28 protein-coding genes and 1 tRNA gene are annotated in these 21,547 nt (G+C 63.4%); 8 read left to right on the top strand and 21 right to left on the bottom strand.

What is annotated here, in order from left to right:
- Positions 1-39: 39 nt before the first annotated feature.
- The gene (locus tag DL1_RS10260) at positions 40-651 is read left to right on the top strand and encodes a holin-associated N-acetylmuramidase (RefSeq protein WP_038065698.1); all 612 of its coding nucleotides are present in this window, start codon (positions 40-42) and stop codon (positions 649-651) included.
- Positions 642-1,139: a holin family protein gene (locus tag DL1_RS10255; RefSeq protein ID WP_038065696.1), complete on the top strand. Its 498-nt coding sequence runs from the start codon at positions 642-644 to the stop codon at positions 1,137-1,139. The genes DL1_RS10260 and DL1_RS10255 overlap by 10 nt, the downstream gene beginning before the upstream one ends.
- Positions 1,140-1,224: 85 nt before the next feature.
- On the opposite strand, the gene ykgO is transcribed toward DL1_RS10255, so the two are convergent.
- A complete protein-coding gene (ykgO, locus tag DL1_RS10250; protein ID WP_038065693.1) occupies positions 1,225-1,350 on the bottom strand; it encodes a type B 50S ribosomal protein L36 in 126 nt (41 codons plus the stop codon).
- A gap of 74 nt (positions 1,351-1,424) precedes the next feature.
- Positions 1,425-1,499: transfer RNA gene (locus tag DL1_RS10245), tRNA-Val, on the bottom strand.
- Between the two features lie 186 nt (positions 1,500-1,685).
- Between DL1_RS10245 and DL1_RS10240 the strand changes: the two genes are divergently transcribed.
- Entirely contained in the window at positions 1,686-2,552 is an 867-nt protein-coding gene (locus tag DL1_RS10240; RefSeq protein WP_038065691.1) for an N-formylglutamate amidohydrolase, read from the top strand.
- A 10-nt stretch (positions 2,553-2,562) separates the two neighbouring features.
- Here DL1_RS10240 and DL1_RS10235 read toward each other — a convergent pair whose 3' ends face one another.
- From DL1_RS10235 to clpB, 3 genes are all read right to left on the bottom strand, one after another.
- Entirely contained in the window at positions 2,563-3,828 is a 1,266-nt protein-coding gene (locus tag DL1_RS10235; protein WP_038065688.1) for a DNA polymerase IV, read from the bottom strand.
- A 55-nt stretch (positions 3,829-3,883) separates the two neighbouring features.
- Positions 3,884-4,291: an acyl-CoA thioesterase gene (locus DL1_RS10230; RefSeq protein WP_038065686.1), complete on the bottom strand. Its 408-nt coding sequence runs from the start codon at positions 4,289-4,291 to the stop codon at positions 3,884-3,886.
- Between the two features lie 141 nt (positions 4,292-4,432).
- Positions 4,433-7,075 (bottom strand): ATP-dependent chaperone ClpB, encoded by a 2,643-nt coding sequence (clpB, locus tag DL1_RS10225; protein ID WP_051693475.1) that lies wholly within the window; start codon positions 7,073-7,075, stop codon positions 4,433-4,435.
- A 214-nt stretch (positions 7,076-7,289) separates the two neighbouring features.
- On the opposite strand from clpB, the gene DL1_RS10220 reads away from it, so the two are divergent.
- Positions 7,290-7,499: a hypothetical protein gene (locus DL1_RS10220; RefSeq protein ID WP_143081615.1), complete on the top strand. Its 210-nt coding sequence runs from the start codon at positions 7,290-7,292 to the stop codon at positions 7,497-7,499.
- 100 nt (positions 7,500-7,599) lie between these two features.
- Complete coding sequence (gene pyrF, locus DL1_RS10215; protein WP_177195316.1) at positions 7,600-8,334, top strand: orotidine-5'-phosphate decarboxylase; 735 nt, start codon at positions 7,600-7,602, stop codon at positions 8,332-8,334.
- A 29-nt stretch (positions 8,335-8,363) separates the two neighbouring features.
- Here the strand turns inward: pyrF and DL1_RS10210 are convergent, their stop codons facing one another.
- The 6 genes from DL1_RS10210 to metG form a co-directional block, all read right to left on the bottom strand.
- Positions 8,364-8,627 carry a hypothetical protein gene (locus tag DL1_RS10210; protein WP_038065682.1) on the bottom strand — a complete coding sequence of 88 codons (264 nt, stop codon included), beginning with the start codon at positions 8,625-8,627 and terminating at the stop codon, positions 8,364-8,366.
- 150 nt (positions 8,628-8,777) lie between these two features.
- Positions 8,778-9,092, bottom strand: a complete 315-nt coding sequence (locus tag DL1_RS10205) for a hypothetical protein (RefSeq protein ID WP_038065680.1) — start codon at positions 9,090-9,092, stop codon at positions 8,778-8,780.
- A 95-nt stretch (positions 9,093-9,187) separates the two neighbouring features.
- Complete coding sequence (locus DL1_RS10200; protein WP_038065677.1) at positions 9,188-9,463, bottom strand: NfeD family protein; 276 nt, start codon at positions 9,461-9,463, stop codon at positions 9,188-9,190.
- Positions 9,463-10,344, bottom strand: coding sequence for an SPFH domain-containing protein (locus DL1_RS10195; RefSeq protein WP_038065676.1), 882 nt, complete (start codon positions 10,342-10,344; stop codon positions 9,463-9,465). The genes DL1_RS10200 and DL1_RS10195 overlap by 1 nt, the downstream gene beginning before the upstream one ends.
- Before the next feature lie 51 nt (positions 10,345-10,395).
- A complete protein-coding gene (locus DL1_RS21585; protein ID WP_156022729.1) occupies positions 10,396-10,554 on the bottom strand; it encodes a hypothetical protein in 159 nt (52 codons plus the stop codon).
- 115 nt (positions 10,555-10,669) lie between these two features.
- Complete coding sequence (gene metG / locus DL1_RS10190) at positions 10,670-12,379, bottom strand: methionine--tRNA ligase (protein WP_038065674.1); 1,710 nt, start codon at positions 12,377-12,379, stop codon at positions 10,670-10,672.
- Positions 12,380-12,577: 198 nt separating this feature from the next.
- Here metG and DL1_RS10185 point away from each other — a divergent pair, with 198 nt between their 5' ends.
- Positions 12,578-13,264: a YoaK family protein gene (locus DL1_RS10185; protein ID WP_051693474.1), complete on the top strand. Its 687-nt coding sequence runs from the start codon at positions 12,578-12,580 to the stop codon at positions 13,262-13,264.
- A gap of 78 nt (positions 13,265-13,342) precedes the next feature.
- Here DL1_RS10185 and rpmE read toward each other — a convergent pair whose 3' ends face one another.
- Entirely contained in the window at positions 13,343-13,564 is a 222-nt protein-coding gene (rpmE, locus tag DL1_RS10180) for a 50S ribosomal protein L31 (protein WP_038065671.1), read from the bottom strand.
- 11 nt (positions 13,565-13,575) lie between these two features.
- Complete coding sequence (gene rplS, locus DL1_RS10175) at positions 13,576-13,953, bottom strand: 50S ribosomal protein L19 (protein WP_038065669.1); 378 nt, start codon at positions 13,951-13,953, stop codon at positions 13,576-13,578.
- A gap of 359 nt (positions 13,954-14,312) precedes the next feature.
- Here rplS and DL1_RS10165 point away from each other — a divergent pair, with 359 nt between their 5' ends.
- On the top strand, positions 14,313-14,678 hold the full coding sequence (locus DL1_RS10165) for a VOC family protein (RefSeq protein WP_038065665.1): 366 nt from the start codon (positions 14,313-14,315) through the stop codon (positions 14,676-14,678).
- 56 nt (positions 14,679-14,734) lie between these two features.
- Here the strand turns inward: DL1_RS10165 and trmD are convergent, their stop codons facing one another.
- The 8 genes from trmD to DL1_RS10125 form a co-directional block, all read right to left on the bottom strand.
- Positions 14,735-15,556 (bottom strand): tRNA (guanosine(37)-N1)-methyltransferase TrmD, encoded by an 822-nt coding sequence (gene trmD / locus DL1_RS10160; RefSeq protein WP_038065664.1) that lies wholly within the window; start codon positions 15,554-15,556, stop codon positions 14,735-14,737.
- Positions 15,546-16,391, bottom strand: a complete 846-nt coding sequence (locus DL1_RS10155; RefSeq protein ID WP_038065662.1) for a hypothetical protein — start codon at positions 16,389-16,391, stop codon at positions 15,546-15,548. The genes trmD and DL1_RS10155 overlap by 11 nt, the downstream gene beginning before the upstream one ends.
- A gap of 6 nt (positions 16,392-16,397) precedes the next feature.
- The gene (gene rimM, locus DL1_RS10150) at positions 16,398-16,904 is read right to left on the bottom strand and encodes a ribosome maturation factor RimM (protein WP_038065661.1); all 507 of its coding nucleotides are present in this window, start codon (positions 16,902-16,904) and stop codon (positions 16,398-16,400) included.
- A 93-nt stretch (positions 16,905-16,997) separates the two neighbouring features.
- Positions 16,998-17,384, bottom strand: a complete 387-nt coding sequence (gene rpsP / locus DL1_RS10145) for a 30S ribosomal protein S16 (protein ID WP_038065660.1) — start codon at positions 17,382-17,384, stop codon at positions 16,998-17,000.
- A 60-nt stretch (positions 17,385-17,444) separates the two neighbouring features.
- On the bottom strand, positions 17,445-17,741 hold the full coding sequence (locus tag DL1_RS10140) for a chorismate mutase (protein WP_038065658.1): 297 nt from the start codon (positions 17,739-17,741) through the stop codon (positions 17,445-17,447).
- Complete coding sequence (locus tag DL1_RS10135; RefSeq protein ID WP_038065656.1) at positions 17,738-18,280, bottom strand: GNAT family N-acetyltransferase; 543 nt, start codon at positions 18,278-18,280, stop codon at positions 17,738-17,740. The genes DL1_RS10140 and DL1_RS10135 overlap by 4 nt, the downstream gene beginning before the upstream one ends.
- A 4-nt stretch (positions 18,281-18,284) precedes the next feature.
- On the bottom strand, positions 18,285-19,778 hold the full coding sequence (ffh, locus tag DL1_RS10130; RefSeq protein WP_038065653.1) for a signal recognition particle protein: 1,494 nt from the start codon (positions 19,776-19,778) through the stop codon (positions 18,285-18,287).
- A gap of 189 nt (positions 19,779-19,967) precedes the next feature.
- Positions 19,968-20,540 carry an FMN-dependent NADH-azoreductase gene (locus DL1_RS10125; RefSeq protein WP_038065650.1) on the bottom strand — a complete coding sequence of 191 codons (573 nt, stop codon included), beginning with the start codon at positions 20,538-20,540 and terminating at the stop codon, positions 19,968-19,970.
- A 95-nt stretch (positions 20,541-20,635) separates the two neighbouring features.
- On the opposite strand from DL1_RS10125, the gene DL1_RS10120 reads away from it, so the two are divergent.
- Positions 20,636-21,535 carry a LysR family transcriptional regulator gene (locus tag DL1_RS10120; RefSeq protein WP_038065648.1) on the top strand — a complete coding sequence of 300 codons (900 nt, stop codon included), beginning with the start codon at positions 20,636-20,638 and terminating at the stop codon, positions 21,533-21,535.
- Positions 21,536-21,547 lie beyond the last annotated feature (12 nt).

The raw sequence follows: 21,547 nt of genomic DNA, 5'->3' as shown, positions 1-21,547 counted from the left end.
TGGCCGACCCTGTCGCCTGTTTCAGCACGGGGAGAGGCCATGAAATCGGTCACGCAGATTGCACAAGAGATCGTCACGCGCGAGGGCGGCTACGTCAATGATCCCGACGATCCGGGTGGGCCCACGAAGCATGGGGTGACGCTGGGCACGCTGCAGCGGCTGGGTCTGGATGAGACGGGTGATGGGCAGATCGACGAGATGGACGTGCGCGCGCTGACCCGCGACAAGGCGGTCGAGATCTTCGTTCAGCATTACTTCGATGCGCCGCAGATCGACAAGTTACCGGGGCCGATCCAAGCGTCGGTTTTCGATATGTATGTGAATGCCGGGGGCAGCGCGATCGTAATCTTGCAACGCCTGCTGAGCGATATGGGCCAAAGGTTGGTGGTGGATGGTATCATCGGCCCGCAAACCATCGCGGCGGCAGAGCTCGCGCAGGCCTCGGCCCCGGGCTATTTCGCCGATGCCTACGGGATCGCGCGGCGCAACTATTACTACCGCGTGGCCGATGCGCGCCCCGCGAGCCGGAAATATGCGACGACGCGCGCGGGCACCAAAGGGGGCTGGATCCTGCGCGCCGAGCAATTCGTCTCACCGCGCTTTCACCTGAGTGCGGCTGAGCATCGCAAGCGGGTGGCGAAATGGGCCTGATCGAGAAGCTGATCGGCGGGGCAGGGGCCGCCAAGGCGGTGGGGCAGGCGGCAACCTCGGTGGCCGAGGTCTTCGTGCCCAATGCCACCAAATCGCTCGAGGCCGCTCAGGCGGCCTATATCGCGGCGCTGGAGGAGCATGGCGCGGAGTTTCAATATGTCCGGCCCGGCCTCTTCGACCGAATCGTCAATGGGCTGAACCGCTTGCCGCGCCCGGTGCTGGCCTTTGGCATCCTCGGGATGTTCATCTACGCGATGATTGATCCGGTGGGATTTGCGCAGCGGATGGTCGGGTTGAACTATGTGCCTGAGCCTTTGTGGTGGCTGCTGGGCGCGGTGGTGAGCTTTTACTTCGGCGCCCGCGAGGCTCATCATTTCCGCATTCGCAAGACCGAAGCGCCGCCACCTGCCGCACTGAGCGCGGCGCGCGGTAGCGAGGACAATGCTGCATTGTCTGCGTGGCGCGCCGAACGGGCCGACCCGCCCTGAACGAAAGCCCGCCCTGAGCGATAGGTACGAAAAAGCCGCGCCCGGTTTCCCGTGGCGCGGCTTTGTTCGTCTGGCTCGGTCTGCTTCAGCCCTGACGGGCTTTGAAGCGACGCTGCGTCTTGTTGATCACATAGACGCGGCCTTTGCGGCGCACGACCTGGCAATCGCGGTGACGCTGCTTGAGCGAGCGGAGCGAGTTACGGACCTTCATTGGCCTTCTCCTATTCGCGGCGCGCGTGCGCCTTGAAAAACGAATGCCCCCGAGCACCGGGGGCGGTGAATCGATGGTGGGCGGTACTGGGATCGAACCAGTGGCCACTACGATGTCAACGTAGTGCTCTACCGCTGAGCTAACCGCCCACAGCCGTCTGACCCCGGTCATCCGTTCCGATTTCGTCCCAGACCCAAGAGGCTGCGGCGGAAACCAGAAAATGGCGCGGGATCGCGTCGGTCTGGGGGTCTATAAAAGGAGTCGAAACGGCTTTCAAGGGGGATTTGGCCACAAAGCGAACTGGTGTAAGCTGACCGCCAATATCGTGAGTGTCCATGACCGAAAAACCACATCCTCCTGCGGCCTATCGCCTGTCGCGTCCCGAGCGTCCAGGAAATGCGGTCATTTTCGCATCTCCGCATTCGGGCGCCTATTATCCTGACAGCCTCCAAGACCGCTCGGTGCTGGATTTGTTGCGTCTGCGCTCGTCGGAGGACGCCTTTGTGGATCGCTTGCTGGCAACGGTGCCCGATCACGGGGCGACGCTGATCGCGGCGGAATATCCCCGCGCCTGGGTCGATTTGAACCGGGCAGAGGATGAACTTGATTCGGCCTTGATCGCGGGTGATCTGCGCCCCCATTCGGGGCCACGGGTGGCGGCGGGGCTTGGGGTGATTCCCCGCGTGGTCGCAGGCGGGCGTTCGATCTATCGCGGCAAAATCACTCTGGCCGAGGCGCAGACGCGTCTGAATGAGGTCTGGCGGCCCTATCATGCGCAGCTGGGTGCCCTGATCCACAGCGCGCGCGCACGTCACGGGCAGGCGATCCTCATCGATGTGCATTCGATGCCGTCCGAGGCGCTCGACCAAATGGGTGCGCGCCGTCCGCAAATCGTATTGGGCGATCGCTACGGGGCCTCGGCCGCGCGCGATCTGGTGGCACGGCTTGAGGCGGTCTTTGCCGATGAGGGCCTGCAGGTCGCGCGCAACGCGCCTTTCGCGGGGGCCTATATCGCGCAGCGCTACGGGCGACCGTCCGAGAATGTGCATGTCGTGCAGATCGAGATCGACCGGTCGCTCTACATGGATGAGGCCCGTATCGAACCGAGCGCGGAATTTCAGACGTTCAGCGCGTTGATGGAACGGGTGATTTTGCAGATCTGCACGATCGGCACACAGCCGGTGCGGCTCGCCGCCGAATAGGCGCGCTTTCTCAGTCGAGCTTGGTCAGCCCGCGCCCGATGCGAATCGCCTCGGGGCCGAATCGGGCGCGGATCGCATCGGCGGCCCGCTCGGCGCCCGCGCGTTTGCCCGCTTTGGGGTCGAGCAGATCGCCCACCGGATCGCGCCCGTCGGCGGGCCCAAGATCGGAAAACCCGATACCGATCAAGCGATAGGCGATGCCCGCAGGCAGCTTGTCGAACAGGGCCTCTCCGGCGCGATACAGCGTGTCGGCAAGCTGGCTTGGCTCTTCAAGCCGGGTTTGGCGGGTGATCGAAGAAAAATCCCCGCGTTTGAGCTTGAGCGTGACCGTGCGGCCCGCAACCCCCTTCGCTTTCATCCGGGCCGAGACCTTCTCGCTCAGATGCCAAAGGCGGGCCAGCAGCTCGGCCCGCTCGGTGATATCGGTGGGGAAGGTCGTCTCGTTCGTGATTGATTTCGCCTCCATGCGCGGATTGACCTGCCGGAGGTCATGGCCCCGCGCCAATTCGCTCAGCCGCAGCCCGGTCGCGCCAAAGCGGGCCACCATCCGCTCCTCTCCGGCGCGGCGGATATCGGCCAGCGTACGGATGCCTGCACGGCCCAGACCGGCGCGGGTGGCGGCCCCCACGCCCCACAGAATGCCCACGGGTTTGTCGCGCAGGAATTCCTCTGTGTCGCCGCGTCCGATCACGGAAAAGCCGCGCGGCTTGTCGAGATCCGAGGCGATCTTGGCGAGGAACTTGTTATGCGCCAGCCCCACCGAGGCCGTCACCCCGATCTCGGTTTCGATGGCACGTGCCAGCCGCGCCATCAGCAGGGCGGGCGGCGCGCCATGCAGCTTGGCCGTGCCGGTGAGGTCGAGAAATGCCTCATCAAGCGAGAGCGGCTCGATCTGCGGGGTGAGCACCTCCATCCGCGCCCGAATCTCGCGCGAGACGGCGGCGTAGTGATCCATCCGCGGCTTAATGATCACCGCATCGGGGCAAAGCTTGCGGGCCTGAAACATCGGCATTGCCGAGCGCACGCCGGAGATCCGCGCGATATAGCAGCAGGTGGTGACGACGCCGCGCGTGCCGCCACCCACGATTACCGGCTTCGAGCTGAGCGAGGGGTCATCGCGCTTTTCGACGGAGGCATAGAAGCTGTCGCAATCGATATGGGCAATCGACAAATCGAACAGCTCGGGATGCGACAGGATGCGCGCGCGTCGGCACACAGGGCAGCGCGCCGGTGCGTGGTCAAATGTGGTCAGGCAATCGCGGCAAAGGGCGGGCATGGCAGGGCGTCCAGATTTGCGCCAGTCTACCCCGCCCGGCGCGCGCAGACGAGGGTCATTCCGACTTGGCGGTGACAGGGTCGGGCGCGATGGCGCGGGGTTTGCCATCTTCACCCACCGCGACCATGGTGAAATGGGCTTCGGTCACTTTTTCGCGCAGCAAGGTATATTTGCGCCGCGCCCAGGCTTCGATGGCGATGGTGATCGAGCTGCGTCCCACCCGCTCGACAGATGTGTAAACACAAAGCGTATCGCCGACTTTCACGGGCTTTTTGAACACGATTTCATTGGCGGCCACGGTGACCGTGCGCCCGCCTGAGCGTTCATTGGCGGCAATTGCGGCTGCGAGGTCCATCTGGCTCATCACCCAACCGCCGAAAATATCGCCCGCAGCGTTCGTGTCGGCGGGCATTGCCAGCGTGCGCAGGGTCAGCTCCATTCCTTCAGGGCTAAGATCATGCATGATATGCGTCCTTTCATCACCCTCCCGTAGCGACCAGATCTGGGGGCGGAGTGCGCCAAGACAACCGCCCCGCTCTGAAATGCCGCTATGCAAAAAGGGCGGGTTTCCCCGCCCTTCGCGCATCTTGGTCGATCCGTGCGTTCAGTGCAACGGCACACCGCTCGCTGGCGCTTCGGGCGCCTCGGGGCGGGTGACCGCCTCCTTGGCGGGGGCGACATGGCCGCCGACCACCAGACCGTCCGGGCCTGCGGTGACTTTGACCGTTGCGCCATCAAGGATCTCACCGCCCAGGATCGCCTCGGCCAGCGGATCTTGCAGGGCGCGCTGGATCACCCGCTTGAGCGGACGTGCCCCGTAGACCGGATCATAGCCCGCATCGGCAAGCCAAGCCTCGGCCTTGGCATCGAGATCAAGCGTGATCTTGCGCGCAGCCAGACGGGCTTCCAGACGTTTGAGCTGGATCGTGACGATCCCGCCCATATCGGCGCGGTCGAGCCGGTCGAAGATCACCATCTCATCAAGCCGGTTGAGGAATTCGGGCCGGAAATGCGCCCGCACCGCATCCATCACCTGCGCCTTGGCCGCGGTTCCATCACTGCCCTCGGGCAACCGGCTGAGCGCCTGGCTGCCAAGGTTGGAGGTCAGCACGATCAGGGTCTGCTTGAAATCGACGGTGCGCCCCTGACCATCGGTCAGAACCCCGTCATCAAGCACCTGCAACAGCACGTTGAACACGTCCGGATGGGCCTTCTCGACCTCGTCGAACAGCACGACCTGATAGGGCCTGCGCCGCACGGCTTCGGTCAGCACACCGCCCTCATCATAGCCAACATAGCCCGGAGGGGCGCCGATCAGACGCGACACGGAGTGTTTCTCCATGAATTCCGACATGTCGATGCGCACCATCGCCTGATCGTCGTCGAAGAGATAATTCGCGACGGCCTTGGTCAGCTCGGTCTTGCCGACACCGGTGGGCCCGAGGAACAGGAAACTGCCCAAGGGACGGTTCTCATCATTGAGCCCCGCACGGGCCCGTCGCACCGCATTCGACACCGCCGTGATCGCCGCGTTCTGACCGATGACGCGCTTGTGCAGCTCGTCTTCCATCTTCAGCAGCTTCTCGCGTTCGCCCTCAAGCATCTTCGAGGTCGGGATGCCGGTCCAGCGTTCGACCACCTCGGCGATCTGCTCGGGCCGCACGGCCTCTTCGACCATCAGGTCGTCATCGGCAGACTCGCTCTCAGCGACCTGCTTTTCCAGCCCCGGGATGATGCCATAGGACAGCTCCCCCGCACGGGCGAGATTGCCCTCGCGCTTGGCCTGATCCAGCTCTGCGCGGGCACGGTCAAGCTGCTCTTTGACATGGCGTCCTGATTCCAGCTTGTCGCGCTCGGCCTGCCATTTCGCGGTCATCTCGGAGGCATGTTCCTGCAGCTCGGCCAGTTCCTTCTCGATCTTCTCGAGACGGTCCTTGGAGGCGGCGTCATCCTCTTTCTTGAGCGCTTCCGCCTCGATCTGCATCTGCAGGATCTGGCGGTCGAGCGCGTCAAGCTCTTCGGGCTTGCTGTCGACTTCCATGCGCAGGCGCGACGCGGCCTCATCCACAAGGTCGATCGCCTTGTCGGGCAGGAACCGGTCGGTGATGTAGCGATGGCTCAGCTGAGCCGCCGCAACCAGCGCGCTGTCAGAGATCCGCACACCGTGGTGCAGCTCATATTTCTCCTTGATGCCGCGCAGGATCGAGATCGTGTCCTCGACGGTCGGTTCTTCCACCATCACGGGCTGGAAGCGCCGGGCGAGGGCCGCGTCCTTCTCGACATATTTGCGGTATTCATCCAGCGTGGTCGCGCCGACGCAATGCAGCTCACCGCGTGCCAGAGCAGGCTTGATCAGGTTGGCCGCATCCATCGCGCCTTCTGATTTGCCCGCGCCCACAAGCGTGTGCATCTCGTCGATGAAAAGGATGATCTCACCGGCTGCCGCCTCGATCTCCTTGAGGATCGATTTCAGCCGCTCTTCGAACTCGCCGCGATATTTCGCACCGGCAATCAGCGCGCCCATATCGAGCGCGAGCAGCTTTTTGTTGCGCAGGGATTCCGGCACATCGCCATCGATGATGCGCAGCGCAAGCCCCTCGGCAATCGCGGTTTTCCCGACACCGGGCTCGCCGATCAGAACGGGGTTGTTCTTGGTGCGGCGCGAGAGCACCTGCATCGCGCGGCGAATTTCCTCGTCGCGTCCGATGATCGGGTCGATCTTGCCCTGCTCGGCGGCTTCGGTCAGATCGCGGGCGTATTTCTTGAGCGCCTCATAGCCGTCCTCGGCCGATGCGCTGTCGGCGGTGCGCCCCTTGCGCAGATCATTGATGGCACCATTAAGCTTTTGCGCGCTGACCGCGCCCGCATCGAGCGCATCTTTTGCGCGCGTGTTCACCATGGCGAGCGCCATCAGCACCCGCTCCACCGGCACAAAGCTATCACCGGCTTTCTTGGCCAGTTTTTCGGCCTCGTCGAGCACGCGTACAAGGCTTTGCTCGACATAGACCTGCCCGTCGCCGCCCGACACTTTGGGCAGCTTGCCCACGGCCAGATCGACGGCTTCGGCCACGCGCTTGGCGTCTCCGCCCGCGCGCGCGATCAGATTGGAAGAAAGCCCCTGATCGTCATCCATGAGTGCCTTCAAAAGATGCTCGGGCACCACGCGTTGATGGCCCTCGCGCATCGCGATGGTCTGGGCGGCCTGAAGGAAGCCGCGCGACCGTTCCGTGAACTTCTCCATGTTCATCGGTCTCTCCTTTTTCTAAAGCCCCCGGGAAATGACTGGCCCTGAAAAGGCGCCGTGCTGGCCGGGTCTTGGACTAGAAATGGGCGCAAAATCGGTCCCTTCAAGAGGTCACGTCTTCTGACATCCGTATATTTTGACGTGCATTGAAACCAAATCTCAAGGTTTGGCGTTTACCTTCCAGGAACCATGTTCACCCTGTATGGAGGTGCCCGCCATGCACCACGCCCCTGCAATCCGTATCGCCCAACTGATCTACAATGCCGCGCAGCGCCGATTTGAGGCGGTGGTGGAATTCTTCACGCCCGGGATTGGATATCCGCTCGCGATCCCGGTCCGGCTGGAAGTGCATCAGCAGATCAGCCACCGCCAGTTGACCCGCGCCCTCACGCGTGAGGCGCAGCGTCGTGGCATCGGCGGAATTTAAACGCCCGAGCCGCTGTTTTCGGACGCGCGGGCGCTTCCAGCGCGCTTGACCTGCGCGCGATTGATCCCCATCAGGGGGCGAGCCGTGAAAGGAGCGCCCCATGACATCTTTGACTTCTCCCGCCGATGATCGCCTGATCGTGGCTCTGGACGTGCCGAACGCCGTTCAGGGTCTGGAATTGGCCGCCAAGCTTGGCGATGCGGTCTCGTTCTACAAGATCGGTCTGGGCATGTTGACTGGCGGTGGGCTTGCGCTCGCCAATGAGCTGAAGGACGAGCACGGCAAACGCATTTTTCTGGACATGAAGCTGTTCGATATCGGGGCTACGGTCGAGAATGCGGTGCGTGGGCTGGCCCAGTTCGATCTGGATTTCCTGACGGTGCATGGCGACCCCTATGTGGTGAAAGCCGCCAAGGAGGGCGCTTCGGGCCGCGCCACCAAGATCCTTGCCGTGACGATCCTGACCTCGCTGGATCGCAGCGATCTGGACGGGGCACTGATCAAGCCGGGCGATATTGCCGATCTCGTGGCCGAACGCGCCGGGCGCGCGCTTGAGGCCGGGGCCGATGGCGTGATCGCCAGCCCGCAAGAGGCGGCCCTGATCCGCGCGCTCCCGCAGGCTGAGGGCAAGCTGATCGTGACACCGGGCGTGCGCCCGCTGGGTGCTGATCTGGGCGATCAGAAGCGCATCGCGACCCCGGCCAGCGCCGTGGCTGCAGGCGCCGATCATATCGTGGTCGGACGTCCGGTACATCGCGCCGCCGATCCGCGCGCGACGGCTCAGGCCATCGTCGCCGAGCTGCGTTCGCCGCAGGCGCGCCGCACCCACGGCTAAGTGGGCGCGGCCTGTGCCTGTCTCAGAGCCTATTGCTGCTTGCTCGGATCGGCGGTGACGCCGCCTTTCGCCTCGGGCGAGACGGTCACGCTCGCGCCCGATCCGTCCGATGTGCCTTGAGCCGCCTGAGGATCTTTCAGTTGCTCAAGCGGCGGCGGGTCGGTTGCGACATCGGAGCCACCGTCAAGCGGCGTATCGGCCACGAGCCAGGCGACGACACCGAGCGCGGCCGCCAGGGCGATCAGCGTCATGATCAGCCCGCCATAGCTCGTCTGCCTTGGAAACTTGCGCATTTTCATCTTCCTGTTCTCTGCCATCTTGCAGGAAAACGCGATCTTTTATGGGTGCGTTCCAACCCTGCCCATAAGATAGGCGAAAGCTGGCGCATAGCAAAGCGGCGCCCCGCAAAGGGCGCCGCTTCAAAGCCGGGCAGGGGATAGGGGTCAGTTGCTCGAGCCGCTCGCCGAGCCGGTTGCGGAGCTGTCGCTTTGGTCCGTGCTGGGGGCCGCTTGGCTATCGCTGCCACCGGTATCGCCCTGAGAGGCATCGGTTGAGCCTGCATCATTCGAGCCACCACCATCAGTCTGCACGGTCACCGAGGCTGCGGCATCCGCGCCCGTTTGGCCTGCGCTATTGGTGCCGGGGGCAGGCGATAGGACGAACCACAGCACCACAGCCAGCGCTACGACGACCGCGCCAAGAATGAAGTAGATGCCATTCAGGCTGCCGCGGTCGCTCTTGTAATCTGGATCAGCCATATCTCTCTCCTGTCATGTCTTGCACGCAGAAAACGTCCACCTCCATGGGTGGTTCCTAGGCCCTCACGCCTTCGGCCAAGACCCGCCGTTCGGGCCTAGTTGTCGTTGATATCGTGGTCCCAATGCTTGGTCTGGCCGCGGCGCACGCCCATGGCGCGCCGCAAAACCAACCAGCTCACCAGCGAAATGGCGGCGAAGATCAGCAGCGTCAGTGGCAAGGCATGGCCCAGAAGCCCGGTCCAGACCAGCACCCCCACCAACACCGCGCCGATCGCAAATCCGAGAAAGACAAACCCGGGGATCAGCATTTCGAGCGCGGCCAGCACGACGCCTGCGACGATCCACACCCATCCTTCCTGCCACAGAAGCATCACTTTTTCCCCAGAAGAGAGAAGGCGTTGGTGAAGGATTCAAGCGCGGCTGCGGGCAGGATGACGGTCTGTTTGCCCTCGCCCATCGCGACCTTGGCAATCGCATCCACCTGCTTGAGCGCGACCTGATATTGCGCGGCCTCCAGCCCGTTCTTCGAGATCGCGGCGGCGACAACTTCAGTGGCATAGGCCTCCGCATCGGCAGAGACGCGGCGCGCTTCGGCTTCTTTCTGGGCTTGGAACAGCTGCGCCTCGGCATTCAGCTCGACCGCGCGCTTGCGCCCTTCGGCCTCGGTCACGGTCGCGCGGCGGGCGCGTTCTGCGTTGAGCTGCTGAAGCATTGCGGCGCGCGTCGCCTCGTCGAGATTGACGTCAAGCACCTCGGCCCGCGTCACTTCGATCCCCCAGTCATCGACCATCGCCGCGACTTGTTCGCGCACTTTCGAGATCAGCTGCGCCCGGTTCGATTGCACCTCGTCCAGCTCCAGTACGCCGATCTCCGAGCGCACAATGCCAGCAACCGTGGTCGCAATCGCGGCATCGACATCGCGGATCCGGTAGACGGTCTTTTCCGGCTCGGTGATGCGGTAGAAGACCGAGGTCTCGACCTTGACCAGCACGTTGTCGGCGGTGATCCCGTCCTGCATCGCATTGGGAAGCTGGCGCTCGAGGATCGAGATCTTGTGCGGCACGCGGTCGAGGAAGGGGACGATGAAGTTGATCCCCGGACCAAGCACGCAGCGCAGTCGCCCGAACCGCTCCACCACGAATTTCTGCGATTGCGGCACGATCCGAACGCCCAGAAAGACGCATAGGATCAAGAAGGCCGCGATTGCGATCATCACGATATCGCCGCCGCCCAACATGTCGATAATGTTCATTTTGCCCTCAGAGCTGATAAATGCGGTTCCCGCTGTTGCGGGACTGTAGCCCTATTCAGGTGGGTTGGGGAATACACGCAATCCGAAAAGCACAAGAACCACGAGCACGGCCCAGCCGCCCGGCCGCGAGAGCAGCCAAACCGCCAGCGCGATCGCAAGGCCGACAAGCCGCGAACTGGCTGTGCCGAAAAAGCTCAGAATCACGCCCATCAGCGGGGCGTCCTGTTTTGCGACGATTCCATGACCTGCTCATGCTTTTTTAACAGGATTGGAGGAATCTTCGCAGTTTGCAATGCGTTTTGCGCATTACCTCAAAGTTGTGATCTTACTGGCGCCTTCCCGCAAAGCGGGTCTGCCACTCCTCGCGCTCCTCATCGGTGATCTTGCGGAACAGCACGTCAGGCGTGGCGAAGCTGTGACCTGCGGGCAACGCCGTGAGCGCGGCTGCAACATCGCTGGGCCAGCTGCGGTCCTCGTGCTGCATCGCTTTCAGCATGATCTCAGCCGCATCGGGAATGAAGGGCGCCGAGAGCACCGCGTAGATCGGGATCAGGTTGAGCGCGAGGCGCGCGATTGCGGCGGCCTGCTCGGGATCAGTCTTGAACACTGTCCAAGGGGCTGCGCCTTGCAGATACTCGTTGCCCGCGACCCAGATGGCGCGCAGCTCGGCTGCAGCCTTTCGCACCTCCATCGCCTCCATATGGCCCTCATAGGCCCGGATGCGGGTGGTCAGCTCTGCGGTCAGGGCCTCTTCGCGTGCGCCCCATTCGCCGCCTTCGGGGATCGCCTCGCCGAATTTCGAGCGGGTGAACTTGGTGATGCGCGAGACAAAATTGCCCAGCACATCGGCCAGATCCTTATTCGCCGAGACTTGGAAGTTTTCCCAAGTGAATTCGGCATCGGCGGATTCCGGGGCGTGGCTCAAAAGCCACCAGCGCCAGTAATCGGCGGGCAGCAGCTCCAGCGCCTGATCCATGAACACGCCGCGCCCGCGCGAGGTCGAGAACTGGCCGCCGTCGTAATTCAGGTAGTTGAACGACTTGATGTAATCGACCAGCTTCCATGGCTCATTCGAGCCCAGGATCGTCGCGGGGAAGCCGATGGTGTGGAAGGGCACGTTATCCTTGCCCATGAACTGGGTATAGGTGACATCCTCGGCGCCGCGGTCGGTGCGCCACCAGCGCGCCCAGTCGCCCCCGGTCTTGTCGGCCCATTCCTGCGTCGCGGCCAGATATTCGATCGGCGCGTCGAACCAGACATAGAACACTTTGCCATCCATGCCGCTCCACGGCGCGCCCTCGAATTGCGCGGGCACCCCCCAGCTCAGATCGCGGGTGATGCCGCGATCTTGCAGCCCGTCGCCATCATGCAGCCATTTCTTGGCAATCGAGGTGGTCAGCAGCGGCCAATCGGCCTTGGACGAGATCCACGCATCCAGCTTGTCCTTGAGCGTGGACTGGCGCAGGAACAGATGCTTGGTCTCGCGCATCTCCAGATCGGTCGCCCCCGAGATCACCGAGCGCGGATTGATCAGATCGACGGGATCGAGCTGCTTGGTGCAGTTGTCGCACTGATCGCCGCGCGCATCCTCGAAGCCGCAATTGGGGCAGGTGCCTTCGATATAGCGGTCGGGCAGGAAGCGGCCATCGGTGGGCGAATACATCTGCGTCTCGGAGACTTCGCGCAGCAGCCCCTCATTGTGCAGCTGCACGGCGAAATGCTGGGTCAGCTTGCGGTTCTGCTCGCTCGAGGAGCGCCCGAAATGATCAAAGGACAGGCGGAACCCTTCGGCGATCCGGGCCTGAACCTCATGCATTTCGGCGCAATATTCGGCGACCGGTTTCCCCGCTTTGGTCGCTGCCAGCTCGGCGGGCGTGCCATGCTCATCGGTGGCGCAGATGAACATCACCTCATGGCCGCGCGCGCGCTGGTATCTGGCAAACAGATCCGCAGGCAGTTGCGAGCCCACAAGATTGCCCAGATGCTTGATCCCATTGATATAGGGAATGGCCGATGTGATGAGGTGGCGCGCCATGAGAACCCCTTAGCAGCTGCGTTTGGCGCGGGTTTACACCGGGAGTGGCGCGAGGGCTAGGGGGCAGAGCGGGCCTGCGTGGATTGCCTCTGCCGCAGGCCGGTGTGCTTGCCTTCTGGGGTGGCGTCTCGCTAGATGTGGGCAAGATCCGAGAGAGACAGGTGATCTGTGCTGATACATGCGGGGAAAGACCGGACTGTGCGAATTGATCTGCGGCTTGCGGTCTGGCTGTCGCTGGTGGCAGGCGCGGTCAATGCCGCCGGGTTTCGCGCCTTGGGTTATTTCTCGGCCAACATGACGGGCAATGTCTCTGCGGCGAGCGATTTCCTGTCGCTGGGGCGGTTTGCAACGGCGCTCTGGCTGTTGGGGCTGCTTATCGCCTTCGTCCTTGGGGCCTTCGCATCGGGCCTCTTGATCGATATGGGCGAGCGGCGCGATCTGCGGGGGATCTATGCGTTCTCGATCTTGCTGGAGGCGGCCCTGCTGATCTGTCTCGGCGGGCTGGATCTGATCTGGACCGCAGCGATCAGCGGGCATCTCATGATGATCGGGCTGAGCTTCGTGATGGGGTTGCAAAACGCCGCGACCACCCGAATCTCGGACGGGCGGGTGCGCACGACCCATGTGTCGGGGATCGCGACCGATATCGGGCTGGGCTTTGCCGCGCTGATGCCGGGCGCCGGGCGCAGCGATGACACGCAGATCACCCGGGCGCGGCTGTTATTGCATCTCGCGACGCTGGGCTCCTTCTTTGCGGGCGGGTTGGCGGGTGTCTGGGGCTACGAGCGGATCGGCCCGATGATCTTCATCCTGATCGCAGGGCTTCTCATCGCCGCAGCCGCCCCGGAGCTGCGCAAGGTCTACCGCCACGGTGCCCCGCGCTGAGATTTCAAACCTTCCGGTCTCACCATGAAAAAGGGCGCCCCGCAGGACGCCCTTGATCGAAAAACATGCAGCTCAGGCTTAGAAGCCGAGGCCCGCATATTTGTTTTTGAACTTCGACACGCGGCCACCGGTATCCATGAGACGCGAGCTGCCGCCGTTCCACGCCGGGTGCGAGGTCGGGTCGATGTCGAGCGTCATCGTGTCGCCTTCGGCGCCCCAGGTGGTGCGCGTCTGGTACTCGGTGCCATCGGTCATCTTGATGGTGATGGTGTGGTAGTCGGGATGGGTTTCGGCTTTCATCGTCCCGCTCCTTACGCTTCGGCTTTGGGTTTGTAGGTGGTGTCTTCGGCGATACGGGCCGATTTACCGCGACGGGTGCGCAGGTAATACAGCTTCGCGCGACGCACGCGGCCACGGCGGACCACTTCGATCGAGTCGATGTTGGTCGAGTAGAGCGGGAACACACGCTCCACGCCTTCGCCGAACGAGATCTTGCGCACGGTGAACGAAGCCGCCAGCGTGTCGCCGCCTTTGCGTGCGATGCAGACGCCTTCATACATCTGAACGCGCGAGCGGGTGCCCTCGGTCACTTTGTAGCCGACGCGAACGGTATCACCGGCCTTGAAATCCGGGATGGTTTTGCCGAGTTCGGAGATCTGCTCCGCCTCGATCTGTGCGATCAGGTTCATCGCATGTCCTTTCATATGCTCACGGTTTGTCCCGTGAAGGTTTGTCGCCGCCTCAGAGCTCCGCGTCTTCATCGGGTCCGCTGGCCTTCATCTGGGAAGGGGCGCCCGCCGGAGGGTTCAGGTCGTCTTTCGCTTGTATCTTGATCCGAGGCAGTGCCGGGGTCGAAGAAGGCCCCGCTGGCCACAGAAAAAGAGTCCGAGGACCGATTCCGGCCCGGACCTGCGCGTCATAGGAGGAAACGGCCAATGTGGCAAGGGGGAAGTGGGTTTGGGCGGGCGCTGCGCTGGCGGACACAGCTGCCGTTTGCGCGTTGCCTGTTTCGACGTAGACTTGGTTCGCGAGTAAACCTGAGGTCATCATGTCCGCCCCACTTGGCCGCATCATAATTTATACAAAGCGGCTCGAAGAGGTTGCAGAATTCTACCGCAAGTATTTCGGCTTTGAAATTCTGAGGCTCGAAGGCGACCGGATCATCGAACTGGTCAGCCAAAGTGCTGGCAGCAATATACTTTTGCACCCGATGGCGGCAGGTCGAGAGGAGGGACAGACGCTGGTGAAGTTGGTCTTCGATGTTGAAGATGTCGCCGCATTTTGCCGGGATGCTGAAAATCGCGGGCTTAAGTTCGGCACCATTCATCAAGCCGATGGCTACAGCTTCGCCAATGCCAAAGATCCGGCCAAGAATTCGATATCCGTTTCCAGTCGGCTGTTTGCCAAGCGGTAGATACGGGCGCAAAGCCGCCCGACGCTGCAGGCAGCACCCAAGCCCTGAAGACCCTCTCAGTCGCCCTTCCCGGCCTTGTGCTTCTCCCACAGGTCCGGGCGTCGCTCTGCCGTCAACTTTTCGCTCATCTCGCGCCGCCAGGCTTCGATGTGGCCGTGATGGCCGGACATCAGCACCTCGGGGATCGCGCGGCCCTCCCATTCGGGGGGTTTGGTATATTGCGGATGCTCAAGCAACCCGTTGGAATGGCTTTCCTCGACCGCGCTCTCGGCATTGCCCAGCACGCCGGGGATCAGCCGTACGGTGGCGTCGATCAGCACCTGGGCGGCCACTTCCCCGCCGGTCAGCACGAAATCCCCGATTGAGACCTCTTCAATGCCGAATTGTTCCAGCACGCGCTCATCCACGCCTTCAAAGCGCCCGCAGAGCAGCGTCATCCCCTCGGCCTGCGCATAGCGCCGCGCCATCGCCTGCGTCAGCGGCGTGCCGCGCGGCGAGAGATAGACCACGGGCCAGCGCTCTGGATCGGGCGGCGTGCCGCGGGCAGCCTGGCTCAGCGCCGCCCCCACGACATCGGCGCGCAAGACCATGCCCGCGCCCCCGCCTGCGGGAGTGTCATCGACATTGCGGTGACGTCCGATCCCGAAGGGGCGCAGGTCGATCGTCTCCAGCGCCCAAAGCCCCAAATCGCGCGCGCGGCCCAGAAGGCTCAGCCCTAGCGTGCCGGGGAAGGCCTCGGGGAACAGCGTCACGATCTTGGCGGTCCACGCGCCTTTGACACGCGGCGGATCGTCCATCAGCGAGCGGGGCTGGCGCGAGGCCGAGATCGACAATCTGGCATGGGATTTCACCGCTCTGGGCGGGCGTTCATCGGTCATCTTTAAGCGCCTTTTCGTGTCTTGCGTTTTCGCGCCATGCCGCGCGCAACAGCTCGCGGCGCTGCGCCTCGGCCTCATCGGGGGCAAGCCCGCGCGCGTTGATCGCGGCCAGCGCATCGCACAGCGCTGCGCAATCAACATGGCGGGGCCGGTCGTTTTGCGGTTTGGACAGAGCGACCTTGGCACGCCGTTCGGGCGGCAGCTCCATCAGATCAAAGAGCGGTGTGAGCGGCCCCTGAGCCAGCCCCGCCATCTCTTCTTGTCGGGGCACGTGCAACTGCGCCGGAGCGATCGCCGCCCGGATAGCACCCAGCGTCGGCGCGATGTCGAACCCGGCCATCCGCTTGCGAAATGCAGTGCCCGGCTCGGCCAGCCCCTCGGTGCGCACCAATTGCCAATGCAGGCTGTCGAGCCAGCCCGGCCGAGCGCGGATCGCCAGCATCACATGCAGGTCGAGCTTGGCGCCGAAATGGGCCCGCAGCACCTGCGCCATCGCCCCCAAAAGGGCGGGCGCTGCGTGATAGCCTGTCACATGCGGGGCGGCGCCCGGCATCACCCCGGCCATACGCTCGTTAGAAATCACGATGCCGCGCAGGGGGGCGCGGTCGGGGCGGGGCTCCAAGCCGTCCAGCCATTCGGCGACCGCGCTTTGAAAATAGCCGATCTGAAGCGGATCTCCTTCACGCGAGAAATAGGCCGCAGCTCGCGAGAGACCGGGAATGTCCTCGGGCAAGGCGATATGCCAGTCGGGAAACTGATCGCGCGCGGCGCGCAGGCTGACCTGCAAGGTCGATGTGCCGGTCTTGTGCAACCCGGGATGCACGATCACGCGCATGGCGGGTCACATCTCGTCAGGCGGATCGATCACGATGCGACCGGCGCTCAGATCGACGGTCGGCACGATGGCCTTGGTGAAGGGCAGCAACAGGGCCTGTTTCAGGCTCGGCGCAGTAATCTCAAGGATGTCGCCCGCGCCGTGATTATGCACCGCATGCACCGTGCCGATCTTGGCGCCGCCAGTATCGACGACCTGCAACCCGATCAGATCGGCATGATAGAATTCATCATCGGGCAGCGAGGGCAAATGCCCGCGATCCGCCCAGAGCGTGGTGCCGCGCAGCGCGTCGGCCTGCTCTTTGGTGGCCACGCCCGCAATGCGCGCGCCCAACCCGTTCTTGAGCGGGCGGGTGAGGGTGATTTCGAACACCCGCGTGCCGTCCTCGGTCGAGAGCGGGGCGTAATTGGCGATGTCTTCGGGCTCGGCGCAAAAGCTCTTGATGCGCACCTCGCCTTGGACGCCGAAGGCACCGGCAATGGCGCCCACGCAGATACGCTCGGAATTGGACATGACTGCGCTCCTGATTGCCGGAAATTGCATCGCCGGGGACGGGCAGGGGCCGGGCAGAGATGCCCGGCCCGCCAGCCATCCGACCGGGGCGGATTATTCCGCCGAGGCCTCTTCAGCGGGAGCTTCGCTCGCAGCTTTGGCTTCGGCCTCTTTCGCGGCTTTCTGCTCAGCGCGCTCGGTCGCTTTCTTGCCGGGAACGGCTTTCTTCATGTTGGCGCGCGATTTCTTCTCGAGATCGCCCGAAGCTTCGAGGAAGCGTGCGATACGGTCGGTCGGCTGAGCGCCTTTCTCGAGCCAGTATTTCACGCGCTCCATGTCCATTTTCACGCGCTCTTCGCTGTCTTTCGGCAGCAGCGGGTTGTAGGTGCCCAGCTTCTCGAGGAAGCGGCCATCGCGCGGCATGCGCGAGTCACAAGCCACGATCGAATAGAACGGGCGTTTCTTGGAGCCCCCACGGGCAAGACGGATCTTCATAGCCATTGTATAATCTCCTTTGGATGGCTGGGTGCCGGGCCGGTCAGCCCGTCATTCTGGTCAGGGTTATTTCTGGAGTTGTTCGTGGTGCCGGATCACTTCCGAAATCACGAAATTCAGGAATTTCTTGGCAAATTCCGGGTCGAGCCCGGACTCATGTGCCAGCTTCTCAAGCCGCGCGATCTGCGTTTGCTCGCGCGTCGGGTCCGAGGGCGGAAGCGCGTGTTCCGCCTTCAGCTTGCCCACGGCCTTGGTCTGCGCAAACCGCTCGGCCAGCGTGTAGATCATCACCGCATCGAGCCGGTCGATGCTTTCACGATGTTCCGCCAGCAGGGCGGCGGCGCGGGTGGTTTCATCGGTCATGCAGCGACCTCCTTGGGTGCGGGATGGCGCCAGACCGTGATCGGAGGATCGCCGGGGAAGGCAGCGTCGGGATCGGGCGTGGCGCCCAGACGTTTGGCCAGCGCGGTCGAGCGGGTGTTGTTCGGGTCGATATAGCTGACGGCGGTGGACCAGTTCAGATCCTCAAACGCATGGGCAATCACCGCGCGCGCGGCCTCGGCCATATAGCCTTTGCCCTCGGCCTGCGGGGACCAGAGCGACCATGAAATCTCGGCCTCGGGCCAGTTCACGGGCATCCACGGGCCGACCGCGCCAAACCCCTGATCCGAGCCGCGCTCGGTTAGCACGAACATGCCGCAGCCGTGCAGCACCCAATGGCCGGTGACCGCCGCGAAGGTCCGCCACGCGTCCTTGGGGCTCGGATTGCTCATCGAGCGGATCCACTGCCCGCGCTCGGTCAGGAAAAAATCGCGCCACGCCTCCCAATCCCGCGCCTGCGGGGCGCGGAGCACGAGACGCTCGGTCTCGAGGATCGGGGTGGGGGTGAGTGCGACGGTCATTGGGTTACTTCTTCTTGCCCAGACCCGACAGGCCGGGGGGCAGTGCGCCGCCCATACCGCCCAGACCGCCGGGCATCTTGCCGCCCATCGCCTTGGCCGCGGCTTCCAGCTCGGCAGGGTCCATATTGGCCAGATCGGGCGCGCCGCCCTTGCCGCCCATCATCTTCATCGCCTGTTTGAGCATGCCGCCTTTGCCCATCTTGGCCATCTTTTTCATCTGGTCGGACATCTGGCGGTGCATTTTCAGCAGCTTGTTGAGGTCGGACACGTCAAGCCCGGCCCCCGCCGCGATCCGCTTCTTGCGGCTCGCCTGCAAAAGCTGCGGATTGGCGCGCTCTTTCTTGGTCATCGAGTTGATGAGCGCGATCTGATGCGCAAGCGTCTTGTCGTTGAGCCCGGCATCTTCCGCCTGCTTGGCGTATTTCGCCATGCCCGGCATCATGCCCATCACACCCTGCATGCCGCCCATCTTGAGCATCTGGTCAAGCTGGCCCTTCATGTCGTTCATGTTGAACAAGCCCTTCTGGAAGCGCTTGGCCATGCGTTCGGCTTGTTCTTTCTCCAGCGTCTCCTGCGCGCGCTCGACGAGTGCGACGATGTCGCCCATGCCAAGGATGCGGCCCGCGATCCGCTCGGCCTCGAAGGTCTCGAGCGCGTCCATCTTCTCGCCCAGACCGACGAAGCGGATCGGCTTGCCGGTGACCGCGCGCATCGAGAGCGCCGCACCGCCGCGACCATCGCCGTCCATCCGGGTCAGCACGACGCCCGAGACGCCGACCTTCTCGTCGAACTCGGTGGCGACGTTGACCGCGTCCTGACCGGTCAGGCCATCGACGACCAGCAGCGTCTCGCGCGGGTTGGCGATGTCGCGCACAGCCTGCACTTCGTCCATCAGCACTTCGTCGATATGTAGGCGACCTGCGGTATCGAGCATATAGACGTCATAGCCGCCAAAGCTTGCCTGTTGCTTGGCGCGCTTGGCGATCTGCACCGCACTCTCGCCCTTGATGATCGGAAGCGTGTCGACGCCGATCTGGGTGCCGAGGATCTGGAGCTGCTCCATAGCGGCGGGGCGGTTGGTGTCGAGCGAGGCCATCAGCACGCGCTTGCCGTCGCGATCCTTAAGGCGCTTGGCGAGCTTGGCGGTGGTGGTGGTTTTCCCCGAGCCCTGAAGGCCGACCATCAGGATCGGCGCGGGCGGGTTGTCGATCTTGAGCGCATCGGCGGGGCCTTCGCCCGCAAGCATCGCGATCAACTCGTCATGGACGATCTTGACGACCTGCTGGCCGGGCGTGACCGATTTGGTGACGGCAGCGCCGGTGGCCTTGCCCTCGACGGATTTCACGAATTGGCGCGCAACCGGCAGCGAGACATCGGCCTCAAGCAGCGCCACGCGCACTTCGCGCAGCGCGGTGCGAACGTCATCGGGGGACAGCGCGCCTTGTTTGGTGAGCCGGTCGAATACGCCACCAAGGCGTTCTGATAGACTTTCGAACATGGGCCACCCTCCATTGGCAGGGCCAGACAAACGACAAGCGCACCAGTGGGCGCAACGCGCTGACTGGTGGCGATCCCGACCGAATGCCGGGACCGGAGGGGACAGTCCTCCGGGGAATCTTGGGGGAGATAAGACAAAGGCCCCGCGGAGTCAACCACGGGGCCTTCAAAGCCGTCAAACCGATCGCGATCAGGCGGCGAGTTCGACGATCTGCGAATCGGCTTTGGCAATCGCAGCGGCCTCGTCGAGCGCCACGCCTTCGGCGGCAACAATGGTCACGTTGCTGATGCCGATGAAGCCGAGAACTTGCTTGATATAGGGGGTTGCGAAATCGAAGGCGGAGCCGACGGGCACGCCACCCGAGGCGTAGGTGATGATCACGCGCTTCTCACCGGCCAGACCTTCGGGGCCAGCATCGGTGTAGTGGAACGTCTCGCCGACGCGGCAGATCTGGTCGATCCATGCTTTGAGCGGGCCGGTGACGCCGAAGTTATAAACGCCGCAGCCGATCACAAGCACATCGGCAGATTTCAGTTCGGCGATCAGCTCGTCGGATTGGGCCAAAAGCTCTTTCTGTGCATCTGAGCGCTGATCGGCGGGGGTGTAGGCGGCGCCGATCCATGCGCCGTCAATGGCGGGGATCTGGGTCGCGTCGCGGCTGATGACGTCGCCATCAATCTGGTGAACGACCTTATCGGTCAGGCGTTTGGTGATCGAGGCGTCGCCTTTGATGGAGCTGTCGATCCGCAGAATCTTGGTCATGGTGATCTCCTGAGTGAATTTGCCTTGCCCTAAATTGTCTCTTGCGTCGAGGAACGCAACTGGCATGATCGATCAGGAATTGTTCGTAGGTGCACATGATCGGCTTTGATAGCTGGGATGAAATTCGAACGGCCTTTCAGGTCGCGCGCGTGGGCACGGTCTCGGGGGCGGCCGAAGTGTTGGGTGTCCACCACGCGACCGTGATCCGCCATGTCGATGCGCTGGAAGACAAGCTGGGCGCGAAGCTTTTCCAGCGCCACCCGCGCGGCTACACCCCGACCGAGGCGGGGCAGCAACTGCTTTCAGTGGGCCAAGCCACCGAGGACCAGTTCGCCCAGCTTTCGGCGCGGATCGCGGGCGCCGGAGAGGAAGTGTCGGGCGAGTTGATCGTGACCTCGCTCACGTCGGTGTCGGTTCTGGTGCTGCCCGCGATGGAGCGTCTGTTGGGCGAGTATCCCGGGCTGCGCCTGAGCTATCTCACCGATCACCGGGTGTTTCGTCTGGAAAATGGCGAGGCGCATGTCGCGATCCGTGCAGGCAACCGCCCGACCGAGCCTGACAATGTCGTGCAGTCTCTGGGCAGCATGCAAAACGCGCTTTATGCGAGCCACGCCTATGTCGAGCGCTATGGCGTGCCGCGCAGCAAGGAAGAGCTGGCCCAGCATCGCTTCGTCTCGATCGACAATCGCGAAAGCCGTGCCCCGTTCTATCGCTGGCTCTCGGAAAACGTTCCCGATGAGCAGGTCGTGTTCCGTGCCAATGATCACGAGGCGCAGGTGGCCGCGATCAAGGAAGGGCTTGGCGTGGGCTTTCTCACTGTTCCGATGGGACGCGGCGACCCCAAGCTTGAAGAGATCGTCAAACCCTACGACACGTGGAACACTGATCTTTGGCTCGTGACCCATGTGGATCTTCACCGCACGCCGAAAGTGCAGGCGGCGGTGAAGGCAATCAAGGAGCAGGCCGCGCGCTCCGAGGGGCTCGTCGCGCATTAAGCGCGGCGGCAC

The organism is Thioclava dalianensis (assembly GCF_000715505.1).
GTDB lineage: Bacteria > Pseudomonadota > Alphaproteobacteria > Rhodobacterales > Rhodobacteraceae > Thioclava > Thioclava dalianensis.
This window is presented reverse-complemented; position numbering and strand designations above follow the sequence as displayed.